This is a genomic window from Pseudomonas sp. Pseusp21 (assembly GCF_059492145.1).
Genome location: NZ_CP168520.1, coordinates 5774283 through 5796677, shown reverse-complemented (window position 1 = coordinate 5796677; position 22395 = coordinate 5774283). Strand labels below are relative to the sequence as shown.

General features: G+C 59.3%; 24 protein-coding genes. 21 read left to right on the top strand and 3 right to left on the bottom strand.

Features of this window, described 5'->3' with window-relative positions; genetic code table 11:
* From ACEN93_RS26420 to ACEN93_RS26410, 3 genes are all read left to right on the top strand, one after another.
* A complete protein-coding gene (locus ACEN93_RS26420) occupies nt 1-2979 on the top strand; it encodes an amino acid adenylation domain-containing protein (protein WP_103386389.1) in 2979 nt (992 codons plus the stop codon).
* A gap of 453 nt (nt 2980-3432) precedes the next feature.
* On the top strand, nt 3433-3822 hold the full coding sequence (locus ACEN93_RS26415) for a hypothetical protein (protein WP_074687651.1): 390 nt from the start codon (nt 3433-3435) through the stop codon (nt 3820-3822).
* An 11-nt stretch (nt 3823-3833) separates the two neighbouring features.
* The gene (locus ACEN93_RS26410) at nt 3834-4733 is read left to right on the top strand and encodes an alpha/beta fold hydrolase (protein WP_495610693.1); all 900 of its coding nucleotides are present in this window, start codon (nt 3834-3836) and stop codon (nt 4731-4733) included.
* Here the strand turns inward: ACEN93_RS26410 and ACEN93_RS26405 are convergent.
* Nucleotides 4702-5685: a GlxA family transcriptional regulator gene (locus ACEN93_RS26405; protein ID WP_495610692.1), complete on the bottom strand. Its 984-nt coding sequence runs from the start codon at nt 5683-5685 to the stop codon at nt 4702-4704. The genes ACEN93_RS26410 and ACEN93_RS26405 overlap by 32 nt on opposite strands.
* A gap of 87 nt (nt 5686-5772) precedes the next feature.
* On the opposite strand from ACEN93_RS26405, the gene inhA reads away from it, so the two are divergent.
* From inhA to ACEN93_RS26380, 5 genes are all read left to right on the top strand, one after another.
* Nucleotides 5773-6459, top strand: a complete 687-nt coding sequence (gene inhA / locus ACEN93_RS26400; RefSeq protein WP_414882509.1) for an isonitrile hydratase — start codon at nt 5773-5775, stop codon at nt 6457-6459.
* A 242-nt stretch (nt 6460-6701) separates the two neighbouring features.
* Nucleotides 6702-7493 carry a CPBP family intramembrane glutamic endopeptidase gene (locus ACEN93_RS26395; RefSeq protein ID WP_495610691.1) on the top strand — a complete coding sequence of 264 codons (792 nt, stop codon included), beginning with the start codon at nt 6702-6704 and terminating at the stop codon, nt 7491-7493.
* 102 nt (nt 7494-7595) lie between these two features.
* Nucleotides 7596-9161: a methyl-accepting chemotaxis protein gene (locus tag ACEN93_RS26390; protein WP_039770064.1), complete on the top strand. Its 1566-nt coding sequence runs from the start codon at nt 7596-7598 to the stop codon at nt 9159-9161.
* A gap of 208 nt (nt 9162-9369) precedes the next feature.
* Nucleotides 9370-9516 carry a hypothetical protein gene (locus ACEN93_RS26385; RefSeq protein WP_165369536.1) on the top strand — a complete coding sequence of 49 codons (147 nt, stop codon included), beginning with the start codon at nt 9370-9372 and terminating at the stop codon, nt 9514-9516.
* Between the two features lie 6 nt (nt 9517-9522).
* A complete protein-coding gene (locus ACEN93_RS26380; protein WP_039770062.1) occupies nt 9523-9942 on the top strand; it encodes a type II toxin-antitoxin system YafO family toxin in 420 nt (139 codons plus the stop codon).
* A 116-nt stretch (nt 9943-10058) separates the two neighbouring features.
* Here ACEN93_RS26380 and ACEN93_RS26375 read toward each other — a convergent pair whose 3' ends face one another.
* Nucleotides 10059-10418 carry a DUF6124 family protein gene (locus tag ACEN93_RS26375; RefSeq protein WP_039770060.1) on the bottom strand — a complete coding sequence of 120 codons (360 nt, stop codon included), beginning with the start codon at nt 10416-10418 and terminating at the stop codon, nt 10059-10061.
* Nucleotides 10419-11304: 886 nt separating this feature from the next.
* On the bottom strand, nt 11305-11982 hold the full coding sequence (locus tag ACEN93_RS26370; RefSeq protein WP_495610690.1) for an alpha/beta family hydrolase: 678 nt from the start codon (nt 11980-11982) through the stop codon (nt 11305-11307).
* Nucleotides 11983-12068: 86 nt separating this feature from the next.
* Between ACEN93_RS26370 and ccoN (ACEN93_RS26365) the strand changes: the two genes are divergently transcribed.
* The 13 genes from ccoN (ACEN93_RS26365) (at nt 12069) to ACEN93_RS26305 (ending at nt 22373) form a co-directional block, all read left to right on the top strand.
* Nucleotides 12069-13493: a cytochrome-c oxidase, cbb3-type subunit I gene (ccoN, locus tag ACEN93_RS26365; protein ID WP_007969190.1), complete on the top strand. Its 1425-nt coding sequence runs from the start codon at nt 12069-12071 to the stop codon at nt 13491-13493.
* A 10-nt stretch (nt 13494-13503) separates the two neighbouring features.
* Nucleotides 13504-14112 (top strand): cytochrome-c oxidase, cbb3-type subunit II, encoded by a 609-nt coding sequence (gene ccoO / locus ACEN93_RS26360; RefSeq protein ID WP_039770055.1) that lies wholly within the window; start codon nt 13504-13506, stop codon nt 14110-14112.
* 3 nt (nt 14113-14115) lie between these two features.
* Entirely contained in the window at nt 14116-14313 is a 198-nt protein-coding gene (locus ACEN93_RS26355) for a cbb3-type cytochrome oxidase subunit 3 (protein ID WP_039770054.1), read from the top strand.
* Complete coding sequence (gene ccoP, locus ACEN93_RS26350) at nt 14310-15266, top strand: cytochrome-c oxidase, cbb3-type subunit III (protein ID WP_163974457.1); 957 nt, start codon at nt 14310-14312, stop codon at nt 15264-15266. The genes ACEN93_RS26355 and ccoP (ACEN93_RS26350) overlap by 4 nt, the downstream gene beginning before the upstream one ends.
* 500 nt (nt 15267-15766) lie before the next feature.
* Nucleotides 15767-17209 (top strand): cytochrome-c oxidase, cbb3-type subunit I, encoded by a 1443-nt coding sequence (gene ccoN / locus ACEN93_RS26345; protein ID WP_039770049.1) that lies wholly within the window; start codon nt 15767-15769, stop codon nt 17207-17209.
* Nucleotides 17209-17817, top strand: coding sequence for a cytochrome-c oxidase, cbb3-type subunit II (gene ccoO / locus ACEN93_RS26340; RefSeq protein ID WP_011333287.1), 609 nt, complete (start codon nt 17209-17211; stop codon nt 17815-17817). Before ccoN (ACEN93_RS26345) ends, ccoO (ACEN93_RS26340) begins: the two co-directional genes overlap by 1 nt.
* 5 nt (nt 17818-17822) lie before the next feature.
* On the top strand, nt 17823-18008 hold the full coding sequence (locus ACEN93_RS26335; protein WP_003175465.1) for a CcoQ/FixQ family Cbb3-type cytochrome c oxidase assembly chaperone: 186 nt from the start codon (nt 17823-17825) through the stop codon (nt 18006-18008).
* Nucleotides 18005-18988 carry a cytochrome-c oxidase, cbb3-type subunit III gene (gene ccoP / locus ACEN93_RS26330; RefSeq protein WP_039770046.1) on the top strand — a complete coding sequence of 328 codons (984 nt, stop codon included), beginning with the start codon at nt 18005-18007 and terminating at the stop codon, nt 18986-18988. The genes ACEN93_RS26335 and ccoP (ACEN93_RS26330) overlap by 4 nt, the downstream gene beginning before the upstream one ends.
* 174 nt (nt 18989-19162) lie before the next feature.
* Nucleotides 19163-19417, top strand: a complete 255-nt coding sequence (locus ACEN93_RS26325; RefSeq protein WP_039770179.1) for a type II toxin-antitoxin system Phd/YefM family antitoxin — start codon at nt 19163-19165, stop codon at nt 19415-19417.
* Nucleotides 19418-19825, top strand: coding sequence for a type II toxin-antitoxin system VapC family toxin (locus ACEN93_RS26320; RefSeq protein ID WP_039770044.1), 408 nt, complete (start codon nt 19418-19420; stop codon nt 19823-19825). It abuts the gene before it with no gap.
* A gap of 128 nt (nt 19826-19953) precedes the next feature.
* Nucleotides 19954-20142, top strand: coding sequence for a hypothetical protein (locus ACEN93_RS26315; protein ID WP_039770042.1), 189 nt, complete (start codon nt 19954-19956; stop codon nt 20140-20142).
* 264 nt (nt 20143-20406) lie between these two features.
* Nucleotides 20407-21822, top strand: coding sequence for a cytochrome c oxidase accessory protein CcoG (ccoG, locus tag ACEN93_RS26310; RefSeq protein ID WP_085649031.1), 1416 nt, complete (start codon nt 20407-20409; stop codon nt 21820-21822).
* 11 nt (nt 21823-21833) lie between these two features.
* Complete coding sequence (locus tag ACEN93_RS26305; RefSeq protein ID WP_085667902.1) at nt 21834-22373, top strand: FixH family protein; 540 nt, start codon at nt 21834-21836, stop codon at nt 22371-22373.
* Nucleotides 22374-22395 lie beyond the last annotated feature (22 nt).

Sequence of the window (22395 nt, the reverse complement as noted above, 5' to 3'; positions counted from 1 at the left end):
ATGCAACCTCAAACTGTCCTGGAGCTTTTCAAACAGAACGTTAAGCAGCTTCCCCATCACATTGCCCTCCACAGTCCTGAACGACAGGTCACTTACGCTGAACTCGATAGCGAAAGTGAGAAAGTCGCCAGCTATCTGATTCAGAACGCCATCAAACAGGGTCAACGGGTGCCCATCATCGGGCACCGGTCCATCGAGCTGATCGTCGCTCAGCTCGGGGTCATCAAGTCCACCGCCTGTCATGTGCCGATCGATGCCCGCCTGCCGGATAGCCGCAAACGCAGCATCATCGATCAATGCGGGGCTGACGTGGTACTGGTGACCGACAGCGACGATGCCACGGATAGTGCAGTACCCAAGCAATCCATCAAGACCCTGCTCGAGGCCCCTTCATCTGCTCTCCCCCCATCGCTCATGCTCAAGGCCGAGGATGTCGTGTACGTGATTTTCACGTCTGGCACGACGGGACAGCCCAAAGGGGTCGAGATTGAACACCATTCGTTGCTGAACCTGATCGAATGGCACAACGACCGATTTGGGATGAACAGTGACTGCCGTACGACAATGATGGTCGGCCCCAGCTTTGACGTTTCGCAATGGGAGATCTGGGCAACGCTGTGCGCAGGCGCCAGGCTGTACATCCTGCCGGATGAAATACGCAGCAGCGTTGCTGACCTGCATGATTTCTACCGCGAACACTCGATCACCCACGCCTATGTTCCGACGGCCCTGGTCAGAGAACTGATCGGCTACCCCCACACCCCGAATCATGCCTTGCGGTATCTGTTTACAGCGGGTGAGAAACTGCCGCCCATCGATACTCAACGCCTGAACTACACATTGGTGGATTACTACGGCCCCACGGAAGCGACGATCTATGCAACGTGTCGGCGGTTCGATCAGTCCGGCGATCCAGGTGTGTCCTCGATAGGGTTTCCCGTGGCTGACACACGAGTGTTCATTCTGGATGAAAAACTCGAGCCTGTTTCAGCAGGCAGCATGGGTGAGCTGTTCATCAGCGGCCAATGCCTGGCGCGCGGCTACCTGTCCAGCCCGGAACTGACGGCGCAGCGCTTCATCACACTGCCTTCTTGTAACCTGCGGGCTTATCGCACTGGCGACCTCGCACGCTTCCTGCCCGACGGCAGCATTGAGTACCTGGGGCGTAACGACGACCAACTGAAGATCCGCGGCTACCGGATCGAACTGGGTGATGTGGAGGCAGTCCTCTCGCGTCAGCCCGGTGTGAAGGCGGCAGTCATCTGGGTGGACGCGAACGAAGGGCCGGCCGGCAAACGCCTGATTGCCTTCATCGTGCCAACGACCGATGCACAGGCAAGCCTCCTGATCAGTGCTTTGAAAATCGGCATGAAAAAAGAAGTGCCGGACTATATGTTGCCGGCGCGCTATTTTCTGCTGGATGCCATTCCTTGCAACCTCAATGGCAAAACGGACAAACAGGCACTTCAGGCACGCTTCGCCGCCGCATCCGGAGATGTACGGACAATCGATTTCGCCAATGAAGCAGAGGCCCGCATCGTTGCCATCTGGCAGAAGCATTTGGGCCATGCCGATTTCACCACTGGCGATGACTTTTATGCGGTCGGAGGTCACTCATTGATGGCGGCGGCAGTGCTGCGCGACATCTCGGAACACCTTCAGGTCCCTGCGTATGTCCGGGATTTCTACGAGTTTCGCTCCATCAAAGCGTTGGCCGCAGAGCTGAATCGAAGGAAGAACGCCAGTGCCCCAGTACCGCAAAGCGAGCCGGTGCGCACGCTGCAAGACGACATAAGCCTGCCGTCGACGTTCGCTCCGCCCGACCATTTCAGCGAGCCGCAACTGACAGAGCCGAAACACATCATGCTTACCGGGGCAACGGGCTTCATTGGAGTTCACTTGCTTGAAACACTGCTGAGGACAACCGATGCAAAGATTCATTGTCCAGTGAGGGCCGCCAGCCTTCCATTGGCCCGGCAACGTGTGACCGCCACGCTTGAACGCTACAAAATTCAGCTCGACGCCAATGCGCTGGCCCGTATTGTCACTTTCCCCGGCGATCTGTCACAACCGCAGTTCGCAATGGAGCAGTCGTTGTACGCGCAGTTGGGCATTCAGATTGACGTCGTCTACCACTGCGCCAGTGCGGTCAATTTCATTCAGCCGTACTCCCACATGAAGAAGGACAATGTTGAAGGGCTCAAACAGATCATCGACTTTGCCGCCCGCAGCCGACTCAAACCGCTGATCCTGCTGTCGACCATTTCGGTGTACAGCTGGGGGCATTTGCACACGGGTAAAACCACGATGTATGAGCACGACGACATCGATCAGAATCTGCCCGCCGTCGTGACCGACCTGGGCTACGTGCGCAGCAAATGGGTCATGGAAAAGATTGCCGATCTGGCCGCGGAAAAAGGCCTGCCGCTGATGACCTTTCGCCTGGGTTACGCCACTTGCGACAGCCGTACCGGCGAATTTGCCGAATATCAATGGTGGAGCCGTCTGATCCAGACCTGTCTGGCATTCAAAGCCATACCCGCACTGACCAACCTGCGCGAAGGACTGACGACCGTCGATTACATGTGCGAAGCGATTGGCAGAATTTCCCGCAACCCGCTGGCCCTTGGCAAAAAATTCAATCTCATCCCCTCGCCCGAGAAAAACCTGACCCTTGAGGATTTTTTCGCTCGTCTGGAAACCCATTGCGGCCTGACATTCACCCGCCTGCCGTTCAACGACTGGGTCGATCTCTGGAAATCCAACCCCCGAGCCCCGCTTTACCCCCTGTCGAGCCTGTTTCGGGACAAGATCGTCAACAACCAGTCCACCGTGGAGCTTTACCAGAACACCTATCTTTGGGGCTGCACCAACGTCCAGCGTTTTCTTGAAGACAGTGGCATACAAGAACCGGAGTTCGACGCAAAACTACTGACTCCGTACCTGAAAAAGATTCAGGAATCGCCTTTCGTGGCGTGACCAACACTGCAATTGTGCGTCTGGGCATGACCGCATCGCGATGCGACTTCGTCATGTCCAGTTATCTCCCGTCATCTCCCGTCATCTATGTACTTGTCTTCCCACCTGAAATAGCACCAGACATTGTCAGAAAAATGCCTTTACCCTTCAGAATTTGTAGGAAAAGACTGAGTCAATGGGTCAGCTCCCCCCACTTGAATATCCTGATGCCCGCCTCAGTCATCCAACACTGAACCCTGTTGTACCGTGGCCACGCGGGTTATCAGCGGCCATCCGGCTGCCGCCATGTGCGTTTAACCACCGATAAACACTCATCCCCCCCCCGCACGCCTTCCCCATCCTTCGCACTTACACCCCGAAATACCTTGTTGCCAGCTGTTACATCCCCCCCTACCATCCACCGCAACGGGCACAGCGGAGCTGTCCAATAAAAACCCGATTCAAGGAACCAGAATGAGCCAACGCATCCACCGCCAGATCGATACCCCTCTGCGCACCGGCCTCAAGCGCGACGAACTGTGGGAAGCCGCCGACAAGGGCCTGATCAAATGCTGGGAAATCGGCCGCCAGCGCGCCGCCCGCTTCCCCGACCTCGCCCAACGCTGCCGTGCCGATGAACTGCCGGTACTCGGCTGGAAAGGCGGAGTCAGTCGCAGCTTGAAGAAGAATGAAAAATACGGATCACTGAAATACCTCGCCCAGTGGCAGGGTTTGCGCGGGGAGGATCTGGATATTGATCTGGGCGCCGAGCGGGTCATGACCTGCTCGCGGACTAAGATGGTGGTGACGTTTACCCCGGATCGCAGCAAGTATTTCAATCAGGTGGCGGAAGCCGAGGTGTAAGGAGACTTTCCATGACCCGTGCCGAAATCCGATTCAGCCAGACCCCAAGCCTGACCATCGGCTATGAACATCACGGCCCGGAAAACGGCATGCCGGTCATCCTGCTCCACGGCTTCCCCTACTCCCCCCGCGCCTACGACGAAATCGCCCCGCCCCTCGCTGCCAAGGGTTATCGGGTGATCGTGCCGTATCTGCGCGGTTACGGCCCGACCCGTTTCAACAGCCCGGACACGTTGCGTTCCGGCCAGCAAGCGGCGCTGGCGCAGGATCTGCTGGATTTGATGAACGCACTGGGGATCGAGCAAGCAACGCTGTGCGGTTACGACTGGGGCGGTCGGGCGGCGTGCATTGTGGCGGCGCTGTTCCCCGAGCGGGTGCGCGGGTTGGTGACGGGCGATGGCTACAACCTGCAGGACATTCCGAATTCGGTCCAGCCGCTGGATCCGCAGAGCGAGCATCGCTTCTGGTATCAGTATTACTTCCACACGCCCCGTGGCGTTGAAGGGCTGACGCAGAATCGTCGGGCGCTGTGCGAGTTGCTGTGGCAATTGTGGTCACCGACCTGGGCGCGGAACGCCGAGCGTTTTCCGCTGAGCGCGCCGGCGTTCGATAACCCGGATTTCGTCGAGGTGGTGATTCACTCTTATCGCCATCGCTTCATGTATGCGCCGGGCGATCCAGCGCTGGAAGGGATGGAGCAGGCGCTGGAGAAACAGCCGGCGATCGGCGTGCCGACGATTTCGCTGTGCGGTGCGGATGATGGTGTTGGCCCGGCGCCGGAAGACGATGAAGATGCCCACCACTTCACCGGGATTTACGAGCGGCGGGTGCTGGCGGGTGTCGGGCATAACATTCCCGAGGAAGCGCCGGGCGAAACGCTCAAGGCATTACTGGATCTGCTGCAGCGCTGACCGAAAACCGCTCCCGATACGCCTGCGGCGTCACGCCCATGGCCCGCAGGAAACTGCGTCTCAAGGTTTCTTCACTGCCAAATCCACAGTTGGCCGCGACCCGTTTGATCGGCAAACCTGTGTCACTCAACAACCGGCGAGCGGTTTCAACGCGGATCAGTTCGATGGCGCGGGCCGGGGTCTGGCCGGTGTCGGCGCGGTAGTGGCGCACGAAGCTGCGTTCGCTCATGCCGGCCTGTTCGGCGAGGGTCGGGATGCCCAGGTCGCAGTTCAGGTGTTCGGCGATCCACGCGTGCAAATCGTCAAAGCGGTTGCCCTGTTTTTGCAGCGACAGCGTCACGCTGAACTGCGACTGCCCGCCCGGGCGCTTGAGGAACACCACCAGTTGCCGGGCGACGTCCAGGGCCATGTCGCGGCCGAGGTCGTCTTCAACCATGGCCAGCGCCAGGTCGATGCCGGCGGTGACGCCCGCCGAGGTCCAGACCGGGCCGTCGTTGATGAAGATCGGATTCGGTTCGACCTGCAATTGCGGGTGCTGCTGCGCCAGTTGCTCGCAGCGGGTCCAGTGGGTGACGACCCGGCGACCGTCGAGCCAGCCGCTGGCGGCCAACAGAAATGCGCCAGTGCAGACCGACGCCACGCGCCGACAGCCATTCGCATGTTCACGCACCCAACTCACCAACCCGGCATCTTCGGCAGCGGCGTAAACACCCCAGCCGCCGGCGATGATCAGCGTATCGCTGGGCTGCTTCGGCAGCGGCTCGGCCAGCATCGCCAACCCGGCAGACGAGTTCACCGCCCCGCCACCGCTGGCAATTACCGTTGGCGCGTACGGCGCAGGCAAACCCTGCTGACGGGCGATGTCGTTGGCCGAGGCGAAGACCTGCAACGGCCCGGTGACATCGAGCAATTGCACGTTGGCGAATGCGAGGACATGGATGGTTTTCGGCATTTGGCGTAATTCGTGGGCTGATTGGCGTATGCGCCAAAACCTACGCGCCTACAGTGAAGCCGTCCACCCCTTTCACGGAGAAGAATCATGGCGTTGCAGATCGGTTTTCTGTTGTTTCCCCAGGTGCAGCAACTCGACCTGACCGGCCCGTATGACGTGCTGGCGTCGTTGCCGGACGTGCAAGTGCACCTGATCTGGAAGGATCTGGTGCCGGTCACCGCCAGCACCGGGCTGGTGCTGAAACCGACCACCACGTTCGAGGATTGCCCGGCTCTGGACGTAATCTGCGTACCCGGCGGCGCAGGCGTCGGGCCGTTGATGGAGGATGAGCAGACGCTGGCCTTTATCAAGGCGCAAGCGGCGCAGGCGCGGTACGTGACGTCGGTGTGCACCGGTTCGCTGGTGCTCGGGGCGGCGGGCCTGTTGCAGGGCAAACGGGCGACCACGCATTGGGCTTATCACGATCTGCTGCCGACACTGGGCGCGATTGCGGTGAAGGATCGGGTGGTGCGCGACGGCAATCTGTTTACCGGGGGCGGCATCACGGCGGGGATCGATTTTGCCCTGACGTTGGCGCAAGAGCTGGTCGGTGTCGATACGGCGCAACTGGTGCAGTTGCAGCTGGAATATGCGCCGGCGCCACCGTTTGATTCGGGCAGCCCGGAGACGGCGCCGAGTGCGGTTGTCGATGAGGCGCGTAAGCGTGCGGCGCCTTCGCTGAAGTTGCGCAAGGAGATCACCGAGCGCGCGGCGGCGAAACTCAACCTGCGCTGACATTTCAGCCACACCCGAGAACTTGTGGGAGCTGGCTTGCCAGCGATAGCGGTGAGTCAGTTAATGAAGGTGTCGACTGTGCAGACGCCATCGCTGGCAAGCCAGCTCCCACAGGTCTCTGACAGGTCTAAGTGTCAGCCACAGGTTTGCGTGTTGTCCCGGTTTCTCGCCACACCTTCACTTGTCCCCTCGTCCCCACCCGTGTAGAAAGCCTGTCCACAAATCGTGCACAAGGACTTTCCATGACAGCTCTGCCATGGCTCTATCTCGGGATTCTCAGCCTTGGTTACGGATTGGCGTCGAGTTTCGGCCAGCTCGGCTGGCTGGCGCTGATCTCCATTGCACTGCTGGTTTTCGCCGGTTACGCCGTGCGCCAGCAAACCGTGCCGGTCGGGCGTTATCTCGGGCATGGCCTGTTTATCGTGCTGGCTCTGGCGCTGGCCCTGCACTGGCTGCCGGGTTTCTACAACGGCCGGGCCATCGAGCCCCAGCGCTTCACCGACAACGCTGTGCCGTTCTCGATGTACCTGAATCTCGACAAACCGCTGATCGGCTTCTGGCTGCTATTGGTCTGCCCGTGGATCGTCGCGCGACGCTCATTGCGCCTGACGGTGTACGCCACCGCGCTGGCACTGACGCTGAGCGTGATTCTGGCGTTGGGCGGCGCCGTGTTACTGGGCATGATCACTTGGGCGCCGAAGTGGCCGGATCAGGCATGGCTGTGGGTGCTGAACAATCTGCTGCTGGTGACGCTGGTCGAAGAGGCTCTGTTTCGCGGCTATATCCAGGGCGGCCTCAGCCGGCGTTTCAAACACCTGCCCTACGGCGACAACCTCGCGCTGCTGCTGGCGTCCCTGCTGTTCGGCCTGGTGCATGTGGGCGCCGGCTGGCAATGGGTGTTGCTGGCGAGCCTGGCGGGTGTCGGCTATGGTCTGGCCTACCGTTTTGGCGGGCTCGGCGCGGCGATCGCCACACATTTTGGTCTGAACCTGCTGCATTTCGGTCTGTTCACCTATCCGATGCTCGCGGGTTGAAGCAAGGGCCGTTTTGCGACGCCGTACTTATAAATGAAAAAAAATTTCAATAAATGGCCGCCCCCGCCGACAACCTTTCAAAGCCTTGCGGATTGAAAAACCATGCGTAACAACCAGCCCATTACACAACGCGAACGGACTTTCCCGGCTCAGCAACGGTTGATTTCCACAACCGACGCCAAAGGCGTGATCACCTACTGCAACGACGCTTTCGTCGAAATCAGCGGGTTTTCGCGTGAGGAACTGATCCGTGCGCCGCACAACCTGGTCCGTCACCCCGACGTCCCGGCAGCGGTGTTTTCGCACATGTGGGGCACACTGAAACAAGGCTTGCCATGGATGGGCATTGTCAAGAATCGCTGCAAGACCGGTGATCATTACTGGGTGAACGCCTATGTAACGCCGGTGTTCGATGGCAGTCAGGTGGTCGGTTACGAGTCGGTGCGGGTCAAACCCACCGCCGAACAGATCCGCCGTGCCGAAGCGCTCTACCAACGCATCAACCAGGGCAAGTCGGCGATTCCTTCGAGCGACAAATGGCTGCCGATCGTGCAGGACTGGCTGCCGTTCATTCTGGTCAGCCAGTTGAGCTTCATGATCGGCGCCACCCTCAACTCGCAGTGGGGCTTCGCCCTCGCCGCCGGTCTGTCGGTGCCGCTGGGCCTGCTGGGCCTGCAATGGCAACAACGCGGGCTCAAGCGCCTGCTGCGTCTGGCCGAGCAGACCACCTCCGACCCGTTGATCGCGCAGATGTACACCGACAGCCGTGGCGCCCAGGCGCGTCTGGAGATGTCCATCCTCAGCCAGGAAGCGCGTCTGAAAACCTGCCTGACCCGTCTGCAGGACACCGCCGAGCACCTGACCGATCAGGCCAAACAGTCCGACGCCTTGGCGCACAACAGCTCCAGCGGTCTGGAACGTCAGCGCGTGGAAACCGAACAGGTCGCCACCGCCGTCAACCAGATGGCCGCCACCACCCAGGAAGTGGCGAGCCACGTCCAGCGCACCGCCGACGCCACCCAGGAAGCCAATCGTCTGACCGGCCGCGGCCGCGACATCGCCGGCGAAACCCGCGAAGCCATCCAGCGCCTGTCGGTCGTGGTCGGTGAAACCGGCCTGACCGTCACCCAACTGGCCAAGGACAGCGACGAAATCGGCGGCGTGGTCGACGTGATCAAAGGCATCGCCGACCAGACCAACCTGCTGGCGCTCAACGCTGCGATTGAAGCCGCGCGTGCCGGCGAGATGGGCCGTGGTTTTGCCGTGGTTGCCGACGAAGTCCGCCAACTGGCACAACGTACCAGCGAATCCACCGGCCAGATCCACGCCCTGATCGCCAAGTTGCAACAGACTGCATCCAGCGCCGTACAAACCATGGAAGCCGGCCATCGCCAGGCGGAAGAAGGTGTGGCGCGGGTACTGGAAGCAGACCAGGCACTGGTGGGCATCAGCGAAGCCGTGGCCAACATCACCGACATGACCACCCAGATCGCCGCCGCGACCGAAGAGCAAAGTGCCGTGGCTGAAGAAATCAGCCGCAACATCAGCAACATCTCGGAACTAGCGGACCAGACCTCGGAACAGGCGCATAACTCGGCGTTGCTGAGTGAAGAGCTGACCAAGACCGCCAACACGCAATACTCGTTGGTGGAGCGGTTTAACCGCTGATTGTTCTGCAATAGAAAAAACCCGGATAGCGAGAGCTTCCGGGTTTTTTATTGTGGCTCACCGCGTGACTACACATAGGGGCGCTATGCCCTACAAGAACGCCAGAATCCGCTGACTGGTGCACCTTTGGGGTCGGCTCTATCGTTTGCCGGTAGAAATCCAATCCCTTAAGCTGGTCAGTATGAATACATCTCCTTTGGAGGCTCCGATGGCCACCACCAGAAAGATCGACAAGCCAGTCAAAAAAGTCATTCGCGATGAACTGACTTTTCTTGATGTCCGGCAAGCCGCGCGTGATGGGCAGAAAGCGTTCGATAAATATGTGATCACTGGCAAGCTACCCATAACAAAGTAGCCATAGATGCCAGCAGTCAAAATCTCTGCGCTTTTCGAACAAATCAACAACTGGAAAAATTTCGCCGCTCATTTTTATAACTACAAAGTGTGCGGCGAACTGCCCGCTATTTTTGGGCGAGACGAACGACTCGACCTCAGCGATATGCATCACATCCACCTGGCCAGTACCCAAGCGACCCAGGCGCGGTGGGCAAAAATAGACCGCCAGTATTATCGAACTGCCCTGGTTGACGATCCTGACAACGACTTCTGGCTTATCTACGCCTACGATGCTTTCCGGGATGAATACCTTTTGCTGACAATCACTGGCCCGGATGCCCATAACCGGAGTGAGTGGGGTTCATTTCTGCGAACGGTGCATTACGAGATTGTTGAGCCATGGGTCGTGGGAAAAGTCATCTATCTGGACCTCGACGACTTTTGATTAACTGGCTGGCCAGTTCTCGGAAAATGTATTTAGTGGGTGATAACAAAAAACCGGATAGTGAGAGCTATCCGGTTTTTTGTTTTTGATTTGGCGTTACACGCGGTTACCAGCGATTACTGTGGCAAGCGCAGCCTGTCCAGCAGTCGATTTACCAGCAGCTCGTTCAACATGATCAGCTGTTGCAGCGCCAGCAGCGGTTTGCGTTCCGGGCCTTTTACCGAGTTGGCGATATTGCCGGCCATGGCGTTGGCTGACGACAGTGATTCACTGGCTTCGACAAGCAGTGTTTCGTCATCGAGCGTGGGATCGACCATGTAGATGGGACGGGCCTTGGGTGGGAAGTACTTCGGAATTTCGGGGCCGAGGTAAAAGTCGAGTGCGCGGTCGGCGGCTTCTTTTGTCTTTTGGGACTCGAGCTCGGGGTCTTGGAGGATTGGGTCGGCTTCTGGTGGGTTAGGCGTGGCTTTGAACATAGATTTAACTCCAGTTTCGAATATTTAGGAGCCATCACCCTCGCTACCAAACGAAGGGTGGTGGCCATACGCGGGTTGGTAGACCGGTCGAAACGGGAAACCCGGCGCTCACAAAGGAGCCCCGCGCATGCCCACCATAAAATCTGAGCCCCAAATAAGGGACTGCATATGGTGACGCCATACGACGGTTTCGAAGCGGGCTACCAAACCCGATCACTGTTTTTCAGTGACAGGGAAACGATATAGCCCTTTCCAAACCGCGTAAGCCGGCGGATTCTGGCGTACGCGTAGGCAACGACGCAAGGTGTTGTAGCCCTTATGGCGTAACGGTTCGTGTACTTTAAACGTGGTGACGCGATCGTGTTTATTCGCTGGAAATGCCGGGCTGGGGGGCTTTCAGTTTTTGTGGTGTGTCAGTGAAATCCTTACCCCTCACCCTAGCCCTCTCCCCGAGGGAGAGGGGACTGACGGAGGTGTTTGGGCGAGGTACGCCGACGTGGGATACCGAGTTGAACTCAGGTTTTGAACAGCACTTCAATCGGCTCCTAACCACTCAACAGGATGAGCGTTAGCTCGGCTGCAGCTTTTGATCTTGATCCACGGGCGACTTCGGAAGGCTGAGTGGAGGGATTTATCCGGGGGTGGGAGCGCAGCGACCGTTTGGCGAAGCCAAACACATCGAGAGGAGGTGCAGCGAAGCAAACCGGAGGCGATGCCCCCGGATGAATCCCGGAGCGAAGGAACCCCGAGCCTCAGCGAGCGGGCCGGACGTAGGAGCAAGACCTTTTGGTTACTTTTGGGGCGTTTGCCAAAAGTGACCCGCCGTAAGGGCGGAACCCTAAGCAGCCATAACCGCAGCAACGGATATACACCCCAAAACCAAACCTCAACGAAGAAACCCGGCAACCCTCTCCGCCGCCAAAGCCAAATGCTGCTCATGCGTAAACCCGGAAACCTTGAGCGGCTTCAAATCATGATCCCCAGAGGCCAGCCAAAACACCTCAACACTCGGCGATAGATCGTAAGCCTCGACAGCGTCCCGATTCCCCAGAGCATCCCGCTCCCCCTGAACAATCAACGTCCGAGTCTGCAAAGAAGCCAAATGCTCAACCCGAGGCTTCTCCGGTTTCCCCACCGCATAAAACGGATAACCAAGGCAAACCAACGCATCAGCGCCAAGCTCATCGGCAAGCAAACTCGCCATCCGCCCCCCCATGGACTTCCCGCCAATCGCGAGTGGCCCAGCGACATGAAGTCGCACCAAGCCATACACCTCACGCCAGCACTCCTGCAATTTCCCCGCAGGATTCGGCGGTCGCTTAACCCCATCAACCCGCCGCTGCGCCATATAAGGAAACTCAAACCGCAACACGTTGATACCAAGTCCGGCAAGGCGCCCAGCCACATCCGTCATCCACTCACTGTCCATCGGCGCCCCCGCACCATGGGCGAGAATGAGCGTCGCCGAAGCCTCCCCAACAGCGGCATCCCAAAGCCACCCGTGATCCCGCAGGCACTGCGCCCATTGATCCCCGTCAATACTGGCCTTGTGCTGTTTGTCCATGCTTGCCTCGCTTTTAGTCTGCCTATAACTCCAGGCGAAGGACGCGCTGTTGGCGCTCACTTCGGCTGAACCGTGGATGGGGAACCATGAACACTTCTATCAGTACCGCCTACAACTACAAGGTGGTCCGCCAATTCGCCATTATGACGGTGGTGTGGGGCATCGTCGGCATGGGGCTCGGGGTTTTTCTCGCGGCTCAATTGGTCTGGCCCGAACTCAACTTCAACCTGCCGTGGACCAGCTTCGGACGCCTGCGCCCGCTGCACACCAACGCGGTGATCTTCGCGTTCGGCGGCTGTGCCTTGTTCGCCAGTTCGTTCTACTCGGTGCAGCGCACCTGCCAGACCCAGCTGTTTGCGCCGAAAATCGCCGCGTTCTGCTTCTGGGGCTGGCAGCTTGTGATTCTATTGGCGGCCATCAGCCTGCCACTGGGTTACACCAGTTCCAAGGAATACGCCGAGCTGGAATGGCCGATCGACATCCTGATCACCATCGTCTGGGTCGCCTACGCCATCGTGTTCTTCGGCACGATCATGCAGCGCAAGACCAAGCACATTTATGTGGGCAACTGGTTCTTCGGCGCGTTCATCATCACCGTGGCGATCCTGCACATCGTCAACAATCTTGAGTTGCCGGTGAGCTTTACCAAGTCCTACTCGGTGTACGCCGGTGCAACCGATGCGATGGTGCAATGGTGGTACGGCCACAACGCCGTAGGCTTTTTCCTCACCGCCGGTTTCCTCGGGATGATGTACTACTTCGTGCCGAAACAGGCCGAACGTCCGGTGTATTCGTATCGTCTGTCGATCGTGCACTTCTGGGCGCTGATCACCCTGTACATCTGGGCCGGTCCGCACCATTTGCACTACACCGCGCTGCCGGACTGGGCGCAGTCGCTGGGCATGGTGATGTCGCTGATTCTGCTGGCACCGAGCTGGGGCGGCATGATCAACGGCATGATGACCCTCTCGGGCGCCTGGCATAAGTTGCGCAGCGACCCGATCCTGCGCTTCCTCGTGGTATCGCTGGCTTTCTACGGCATGTCGACCTTCGAAGGTCCGATGATGGCGATCAAGACTGTCAACGCCCTCTCCCACTACACCGACTGGACCATCGGCCACGTACACGCCGGCGCACTCGGCTGGGTGGCGATGATTTCCATCGGCGCGCTGTACCACATGATCCCGAAAGTCTTCGGCAAAGAGCAGATGCACAGCATCGGCCTGATCAACGCGCACTTCTGGCTCGCGACCATCGGCACCGTTTTGTACATCGCGTCGATGTGGGTCAACGGCATCGCCCAGGGCCTGATGTGGCGTGCGGTGAACGAGGACGGCACGCTGACCTACTCCTTCGTCGAAACCCTGGTGGCCAGCCACCCAGGCTTCGTCGTGCGGCTGATTGGCGGGGCGATCTTCCTCAGCGGCATGTTCCTGATGGCTTACAACACCTGGCGCACCGTGCGGGCCTCGCAGCCTGCTGACGTCGTTGCTGCCGCGCAGATGGCCTGAGGAGTCCGCCATGAAACACGAAACGATTGAAAAGAACGTCGGCCTGCTGATGCTGCTGATGGTGTTCGCCGTGAGCATCGGCGGCCTGACCCAGATCGTCCCGCTGTTCTTCCAGGACGTGACCAACAAACCGGTGGAGGGCATGAAGCCCTACACCGCGCTGCAGCTGGAAGGTCGCGACATCTACATCCGCGAAGGCTGCGTCGGTTGCCACTCGCAGATGATCCGTCCGTTCCGCGCCGAAACCGAACGCTACGGGCACTACTCGGTGGCCGGTGAAAGCGTGTGGGATCACCCGTTCCTGTGGGGTTCCAAGCGCACCGGTCCGGACCTGGCCCGGGTTGGCGCGCGCTACTCGGATGACTGGCACCGCGCGCACTTGTACAACCCGCGCAACGTTGTACCGGAATCGAAAATGCCGGCCTACCCATGGCTGGTCACCCAACCGGTCGACAGCAGCCACACCGAAACCAAGCTCAAGACCATGCGCACCCTCGGCGTGCCCTACACCGACGACGACATCAGCGGCGCGGTGGCCAGCCTCAAGGGCAAGACCGAAATGGACGCCCTCGTCTCCTACCTGCAAGTGCTCGGCACTGCGATCAAGAGCAAGAGGTGAGCCATGGTCTTTGAATTGAGCGCGGGGCTGATTCGCGGCCTCGGCACGGTCGTGGTGTTCGTGGCCTTCGTCGGCCTGACCCTGTGGGTGTTCAACCGCAAGCGCACGCCGGAATTCGCCGAAGCACGCCTGCTGCCGTTCGCCGACGAGCCGCAACCCGACACTACCCAAGTTAATGAAACAAGGAGTACCCGGCCATGACCACCTTCTGGAGTACGTGGATCTGCGTACTGACCATCGGCAGCCTGATCGGCCTGACCTGGCTGCTGATCGGCACCCGCCGGGGCGAGACCAAGGGCAGCGTCGACCAGACCATGGGCCACAGCTTCGACGGCATCGAGGAGTACGACAACCCGCTGCCGCAGTGGTGGTTCATGCTGTTCGCCGGCACGCTGGTGTTTTCCGTGGGCTATCTGATCCTTTACCCAGGCCTGGGCAACTGGAAAGGCATCCTGCCCGGCTACGAGGACGGCTGGACCGGCGTCCACGAATGGGAAAAGGAAATGAGCAAGGCGGACGCCAGGTTCGGGCCGATCTTCGCCAAGTTCGCCGCGATGCCGGTGGAAGAAGTGGCGAAGGATCCGCAGGCGCTGAAAATGGGTGGCCGTCTGTTCGCCTCCAATTGCTCGGTGTGCCACGGCTCGGACGCCAAGGGTGCGTTCGGTTTCCCTAACCTCGCCGACAAGGACTGGCGTTGGGGCGGCAGCGCCGAAACCATCAAGACCACCATCATGGGTGGCCGGATGGCGGCAATGCCGGCGTGGGGTGAAGTGCTGGGTGAGACTGGCGTGAAAAACGTCGCCGCCTATGTGCGTCATGAACTGGCGGGGCTGCCACTGCCGGCGGACAACAAGGCTGATCTCCAAGCGGGTCAGCAGGCGTTCAGCACAACCTGCACCGCCTGTCACGGGGCAAACGGCCAGGGCACCGAAGCCATGGGCGCGCCGAACCTGACGCACCCGGCCGGTTTCATCTACGGCACCAGCCTGACCCAGCTCGAGCAAACCATTCGCCATGGCCGTCAAGGCCACATGCCCGCTCAGAACGAGCTGCTGGGCAACGATAAAGTGCAACTGCTCGCCGCTTACGTATACAGTCTGTCAAAAAATACTGAGCAGTTGAGCGACAAGCTTCAAGCTGAAAGCTCCAAGTAAAATCACAAGCAATGTATACAATCCTGCAGGCGACATGATTCGTCTTGTCGCTTGCAGCTTGCAGCTTGCAGCTGCTTCCTTTTGTCGCACCCCTTCACCCCCTCTCCTTTCGGTTACCCGGATTCGGGTCTACGCTTGCTCGATGCGGACTGGCCCGTGCCGGTTCCAGGTCGACCCCGAGCGAGGCGTTGAACGAATCGGCTGACTGACATGGCCGCAAAGGCCGGTAGATACCGGCTGTCGTGCCCATTACCGTCCGTCACCCTAACCGAGCGTTCGAACACACCCCGTTACATCCGACCGGGACCCCTCGCTTTTTTCGTCCGCTGCGACATTTTGTCCGAGGGCAATTTTGTCCTTACGCGGCGCATGGAAAGGCCGCAGAATCAGCGTTGGAAAGCATTGACCCAGGTCATGGCGCGTTGCATTGACCCCCTGCTTTCTACATACTTGCGGCCGATTTTAATCCTAATAAAACACCCAAACCGTGGAACCTTAGAATGAGCACAGCAATCAGTCCGACTGCTTATAACTATAAGGTAGTCCGCCAGTTCGCCATCATGACGGTGGTCTGGGGGATCCTTGGCATGGGGCTCGGTGTCTTCATCGCCTCGCAACTGGTCTGGCCGGAGTTGAACTTCGGTCTGCCGTGGACGAGCTTTGGACGCCTGCGCCCGTTGCACACAAACCTGGTGATTTTCGCCTTCGGTGGTTGTGCACTGTTTGCCACTTCCTACTATGTCGTGCAGCGAACCTGCCAGACGCGACTGATTTCCGACAGCCTCGCGGCCTTCACCTTCTGGGGATGGCAAGCGGTGATCGTCGGCGCGATCATTACCTTGCCGCTGGGTTACACCACCACCAAGGAATACGCGGAACTGGAATGGCCGATCGCCATTTTGCTGGCCATTGTCTGGATTTCCTACGGACTGGTGTTCTTCGGCACCATCACCAAGCGCAAGACCAAGCACATCTATGTCGGTAACTGGTTCTACGGTGCGTTCATCGTGGTGACCGCGATGCTGCACATCGTCAACCACATGTCGCTGCCGGTCAGCCTGTTCAAGTCCTACTCGGCCTACTCGGGCGCCACCGACGCGATGATCCAGTGGTGGTACGGCCACAACGCCGTGGGCTTCTTCCTGACCACCGGCTTCCTGGGGATGATGTACTACTTCGTGCCGAAACAGGCCGAACGTCCGATCTACTCCTATCGTCTGTCGATCGTGCACTTCTGGGCGCTGATCACCCTGTACATCTGGGCCGGCCCGCACCACCTGCACTACACCGCACTGCCGGACTGGGCACAATCGCTGGGCATGGCGATGTCGATCATCCTGCTGGCACCGAGCTGGGGCGGCATGATCAACGGCATGATGACCCTGTCGGGCGCCTGGCATAAGCTGCGCACCGACCCGATCCTGCGCTTCCTGGTGGTATCGCTGGCGTTCTACGGCATGTCGACCTTCGAAGGTCCGATGATGGCGATCAAGACCGTCAACTCGCTTTCGCACTACACCGACTGGACCATCGGCCACGTACACGCCGGTGCACTCGGCTGGGTAGCGATGATCTCGATCGGCGCGATCTACCACATGATCCCGAAACTGTTCGGCCGCGCGCAGATGCACAGCACCGGCCTGATCAACGCGCACTTCTGGCTCGCGACCATCGGTACCGTGCTGTACATCGCTTCGATGTGGGTCAACGGCATCACTCAAGGCCTGATGTGGCGTGCAATCAACGACGACGGCACCCTCACCTACTCGTTCGTCGAAGCGCTGCAGGCCAGCCACCCCGGCTTCATCGTCCGTGCCCTGGGCGGTGCGTTCTTCGCCAGCGGCATGCTGCTGATGGCTTACAACGTATGGCGCACCGTGCGCGCCTCGAACCCGGCTGAAGCCGAAGCCGCCGCCAAGATCGCCGTAGTTGGAGCTCACTGATGAAGCATGAAGCTGTCGAGAAGAATATTGGTCTGCTGGCCTTCTTCATGGTCATCGCCGTCAGCGTCGGTGGCCTGACCCAAATCGTTCCGCTGTTTTTCCAGGACGTCACCAACAAGCCGGTCGAAGGCATGAAGCCGCGCACCGCCCTTGAACTGGAAGGCCGCGACGTTTACATCGCCAACGGCTGTGTCGGCTGCCACTCGCAGATGATCCGTCCGTTCCGTGCCGAAACCGAACGCTATGGCCACTACTCGGTCGCCGGTGAAAGCGTCTGGGATCACCCGTTCCTGTGGGGTTCCAAACGTACCGGCCCGGACCTGGCCCGCGTCGGCGGTCGTTACTCCGATGACTGGCAGCGTGCGCACTTGTACAACCCGCGCAACGTCGTCCCCGAGTCGAAAATGCCGGCCTACCCGTTCCTCGTAGAAAACAAGCTCGATGGCAAAGACACGGCCAAGAAAATGGAAGTGTTGCGCACGCTCGGCGTCCCTTACACCGACGAAGACATCGCCGGTGCAAGAGATGCCGTGAAGGGCAAAACCGAAATGGACGCGCTGGTGGCCTATCTGCAAGGCCTGGGCACCATCATCAAAAGCAAACGGTGATTCTGATGGATATCGGGATGATTCGAGGCCTGGGCACCGTTGTCGTGATGGTTGCCTTCATCGGCCTGGCGTTGTGGGTGTTCAGCCCCAAGCGCAAGTCGGAGTTTGAAGACGCGACCTTGCTGCCCTTCGCGGATGATCCCGAAGCCATCAAGCACGTCGAGCAAGCTTCTAGGAGTAACAAAGAATGACTACATTCTGGAGTCTGTACGTCACAGTCCTCAGTCTCGGTACGATCTTTTCCCTGACCTGGCTGCTGCTGTCGACCCGCAAGGGCCAGCGCAGCGAGCAGACGGACGAGACGGTCGGCCACTCCTTCGACGGGATCGAGGAGTACGACAACCCGCTGCCGAAATGGTGGTTCATGCTGTTCGTGGGCACCATCGTGTTCGCTCTGGGTTATCTGGTGCTGTACCCGGGCCTGGGCAACTGGAAAGGCCTGCTGCCGGGCTACAACTACCTCGATACCGAGAAGCAGACCGCGTTCGCCAACGGCCAGACCGGCTGGACCGGCGTTCACGAGTGGGAAAAGGAAATGGCGCGTTCGGATGCCAAGTTCGGTCCGATCTTCGCCAAGTTCGCCGCCATGCCGATCGAAGAAGTCGCCAAGGATCCACAAGCCCTGAAAATGGGTGGCCGCCTGTTCGCCTCCAACTGCTCGGTCTGCCACGGTTCCGACGCCAAGGGCGCTTATGGCTTCCCGAACCTGACCGACGCCGACTGGCGCTGGGGCGGCGAGCCGGAAACCATCAAGACCACCATCATGGGCGGTCGTCACGCGGTGATGCCGGCCTGGGCTGAAGTGATCGGTGAGCAAGGCGTGGCCGATGTGGCTGCGTTCGTACTGACCAATCTGGATGGCCGCAAGCTGCCGGAAGGCACCAAGGCAGATCCGGCCAATGGCCAGAAACTGTTCGCCGCCAACTGCGTGGCCTGCCACGGCCCGGCGGGTAAAGGTACGCCAGCCATGGGCGCACCCGATCTGACCCACCCGGCCGCGTTCATCTACGGTTCGAGCTTCGCCCAACTGCAGCAGACCATCCGTTACGGCCGTCAGGGCCAGATGCCTGCCCAGGAACAACTGCAAGGCAACGACAAGGTTCACCTGCTGGCGGCTTACGTTTACAGCCTGTCCCACGGTGAAAAACCAGCGGAAGCCGAGGCCCAGTAAGGCCAACGCCTGAAGCAAACAAAGCGGCCCCGCCAATGAGAATTGGCGGGGCCGTTTTGTTTCTGCCTTTTTGAATGCCCGACCAGCGGTCAGGCTCGTCAGGCCTTCCCGGTTGTGAGACGAGGCATGAGGTAGTAACGTTGCTACATATCTTTTTCAGGAGAGGTCGCAATGATGGCCATCACCACCATTTCCAGCCGCGAATTCAATCAGGACACAAGCAGTGCCAAAAAAGCCGCACGCAATGGGCCGGTGATCATCACGGATCGTGGCAAGCCCGCCCACGTACTGCTAAGCATTGAGGAGTACGAAAAACTAACCGGCCTCAACGCGAGCATCGTCGATCTGCTGGTCATGCCTGAAGCGGCAGACATCGAGTTCGAAACCGAGCGTGCCGTGATCACTCACCGCCCTGTGGACCTGTCCTGAATGTATTTGCTAGACACCAATGTAATTTCCGAATTGCGCAAACCCCAGGCCGACAAGAACGTTGTCGCCTGGGCCAGAACGATCATTGCCCCTCGCATGTTTATCTCGGCCATTACGCTGAAGGAACTGGAGACCGGCGTCCTACGCATGGAGCGCCGTGATCCGGCTCAGGGAAAGATACTGCGCACCTGGCTCAAGCGCCACGTAATGCCGGCCTTCGATGCGCGAATCCTGCCGGTCGATGCAGCTGTCGCCCTGCGCTGCGCGCGCATTCATGTGCCGGATCAGGCCAATGAAAGCGATGCGCTGATTGCCGCGACGGCACTGGTTCATGGGCTGACGGTGGTCACCCGCAATGTCGCCGACTTTGAATCCAGCGGCGTTGCGCTGATCAATCCGTGGGAATGAAAGACCCGCATCTCAGCTTCACATCTCGCAACTGAAATTCGATGGGCACATTGGCTGGCAAGCGATAACGTCCTGCTGCAGCCGATGGGCTGCCTACCTCACAACTCATCTTGCAAGGAAGCTATCCGATGAACGAACAACATCCGAATCAGGAAACTGATCAGCCGATTCAAATGGGTGAACAGACGCCACAAATTGACGAAGCCAACAGCGACAGCCTGAGACGACAAACACGATCCATCGTGAACGAAGCCACTGCCGACAGAAAGCGCAGTACCGGCGGGATGGACAGCCTTGGCGGCGGCCGGTTGCTTTGACCGATTGATGAAAGCGGCGGCAATTTCCGGGTTTGGGTGACTGAGCCGTCGCGATGTCAGCAGCACCCATCGTCTATAGTCAATTGATCTGCATCATGCTTTGTTACATTCGCTACACCATTCATGATTTTTCCCCAACGCGACCAAAGGTCGCACCCGTTCGTCGGTAGTACAGGCGTATCATTGCGCCACCGCAACACCCCTTTTTGACCCCGGCCGGCACGTATCGACCGAGGCATTTTTCCACTGCCGTGGGATGCAATGATGAGCAACCAGATTCCGGTACACGACGTCACGCCACCCAGTAAGAACGCAAACAACAGCGTCGACCTTTACGCCTCTCGAGAAAAAATCTACACCCGTGCTTTCACCGGCCTGTTCCGCAATCTGCGGATGATGGGCGGCGCGGCGCTGTTCCTGCTGTATTTCGGTACGGTGTGGTTGAACTGGGGCGGTCACCAGGCAGTGTGGTGGAACCTGCCGGAGCGCAAGTTCTTCATTTTCGGCGCCACCTTCTGGCCGCAGGATTTCATTCTGCTTTCCGGGCTGTTGATCATTGCCGCCTTCGGTCTGTTCTTCATCACCGTGTATGCCGGCCGGGTCTGGTGTGGTTACACCTGTCCCCAAAGCGTCTGGACCTGGATTTTCATGTGGTGCGAGAAGGTCACCGAAGGCGACCGCAACCAGCGCATCAAGCTCGACAAGGCGCCGATGAGCGCCAACAAGTTCCTGCGTAAATTCGCCAAGCACGCGCTGTGGCTGCTGATCGGCTTCGTCACCGGCATGACCTTCGTCGGCTACTTTTCGCCGATCCGCGAACTGGTAATCGAATTCTTCACCGGGCAAGCCGATGGCTGGTCGTATTTCTGGGTCGGTTTCTTCACCCTCGCCACCTACGGCAATGCCGGCTGGCTGCGTGAGCAGGTGTGCATCTACATGTGTCCGTATGCACGCTTCCAGAGCGTGATGTTCGACAAGGACACGCTGATCGTTTCCTACGACCCGCGTCGCGGTGAAAGCCGTGGTCCGCGCAAGAAAGGCATCGACTACAAGGCTCAGGGCCTGGGCGACTGCATCGACTGCACCATGTGCGTCCAGGTCTGCCCGACCGGCATCGACATCCGCGACGGCCTGCAGATCGAATGCATCGGCTGCGCCGCGTGCATCGACGCCTGCGACAGCATCATGGACAAGATGGATTACCCGCGCGGACTGATCAGCTACACCACCGAGCACAACTTGTCCGGGCAGAAAACCCATAAACTGCGGCCACGCCTGATCGGTTATGCCGTGGTGCTGCTGGCGATGATCAGCCTGTTGGTGACGGCCTTCTTCATGCGTTCGCTGGTGGGTTTCGACGTCAGCAAGGACCGCGTGCTGTACCGCGAAAACGCCGAAGGCCGGATCGAAAACGTCTACAGCCTGAAGATCATGAACAAGGATCAGCGCGACCACACCTACGTGCTGGAAGCCGCCGGTTTGCCGGATCTGCGCCTGCAAGGCAAACGCGAGATCAAGGTGCCGGCCGGGGAAATCTTCAGCATGCCGGTCGAGCTGTCGAGCGCGCCTGAACAACTGCCATCAAGCACCAACGAGGTGAAATTCATCCTCAGGGATGCCGATGACGACAGCGTCCACGTAGAAGCCAAGAGCCGGTTCATCGGCCCACAAAATCGTTGAGAGAACTGAACATGCCCGCAGCAAACGCCGCAAGTCCCTGGTACAAGCACCTTTGGCCATGGATCATCATCGCGATTCTGGCCTGTTCGGTGACCCTGACGCTGTCCATGGTGACCATCGCGGTGAACAACCCGGACAACCTGGTCAACGACAACTACTACGAGGCCGGCAAGGGCATCAATCGTTCGCTGGACCGTGAATTGCTGGCTCAGACCCTGAAGATGCGCGCCGCTGTGCACCTGGATGATGTCACCGGCGAAGTCGACCTGCGCCTGAGCGGCGACAGCCAGCCGAAAACCCTGGAACTGAACCTGATCTCGCCGACCCAGCCGGAGAAGGATCGCAAGATCGTCCTGGCCCGCAGCGAGACTGAAACGGGCCGCTACATTGGCCAGTTGAGCGACAAGGTCGAAGGCCGGCGCTTTGTTGAATTGCTGGGCACTCAGGACGATCACGTGTGGCGGATGTTCGAGGAAGAGCTGGTCAACCATGACAAGGATCTGTTGCTGGGTGATGAGCCGTTGCAGGGTGCAGAAGACCTGAAGAAATAAGCCTTACTCTGATCGTTCCCGC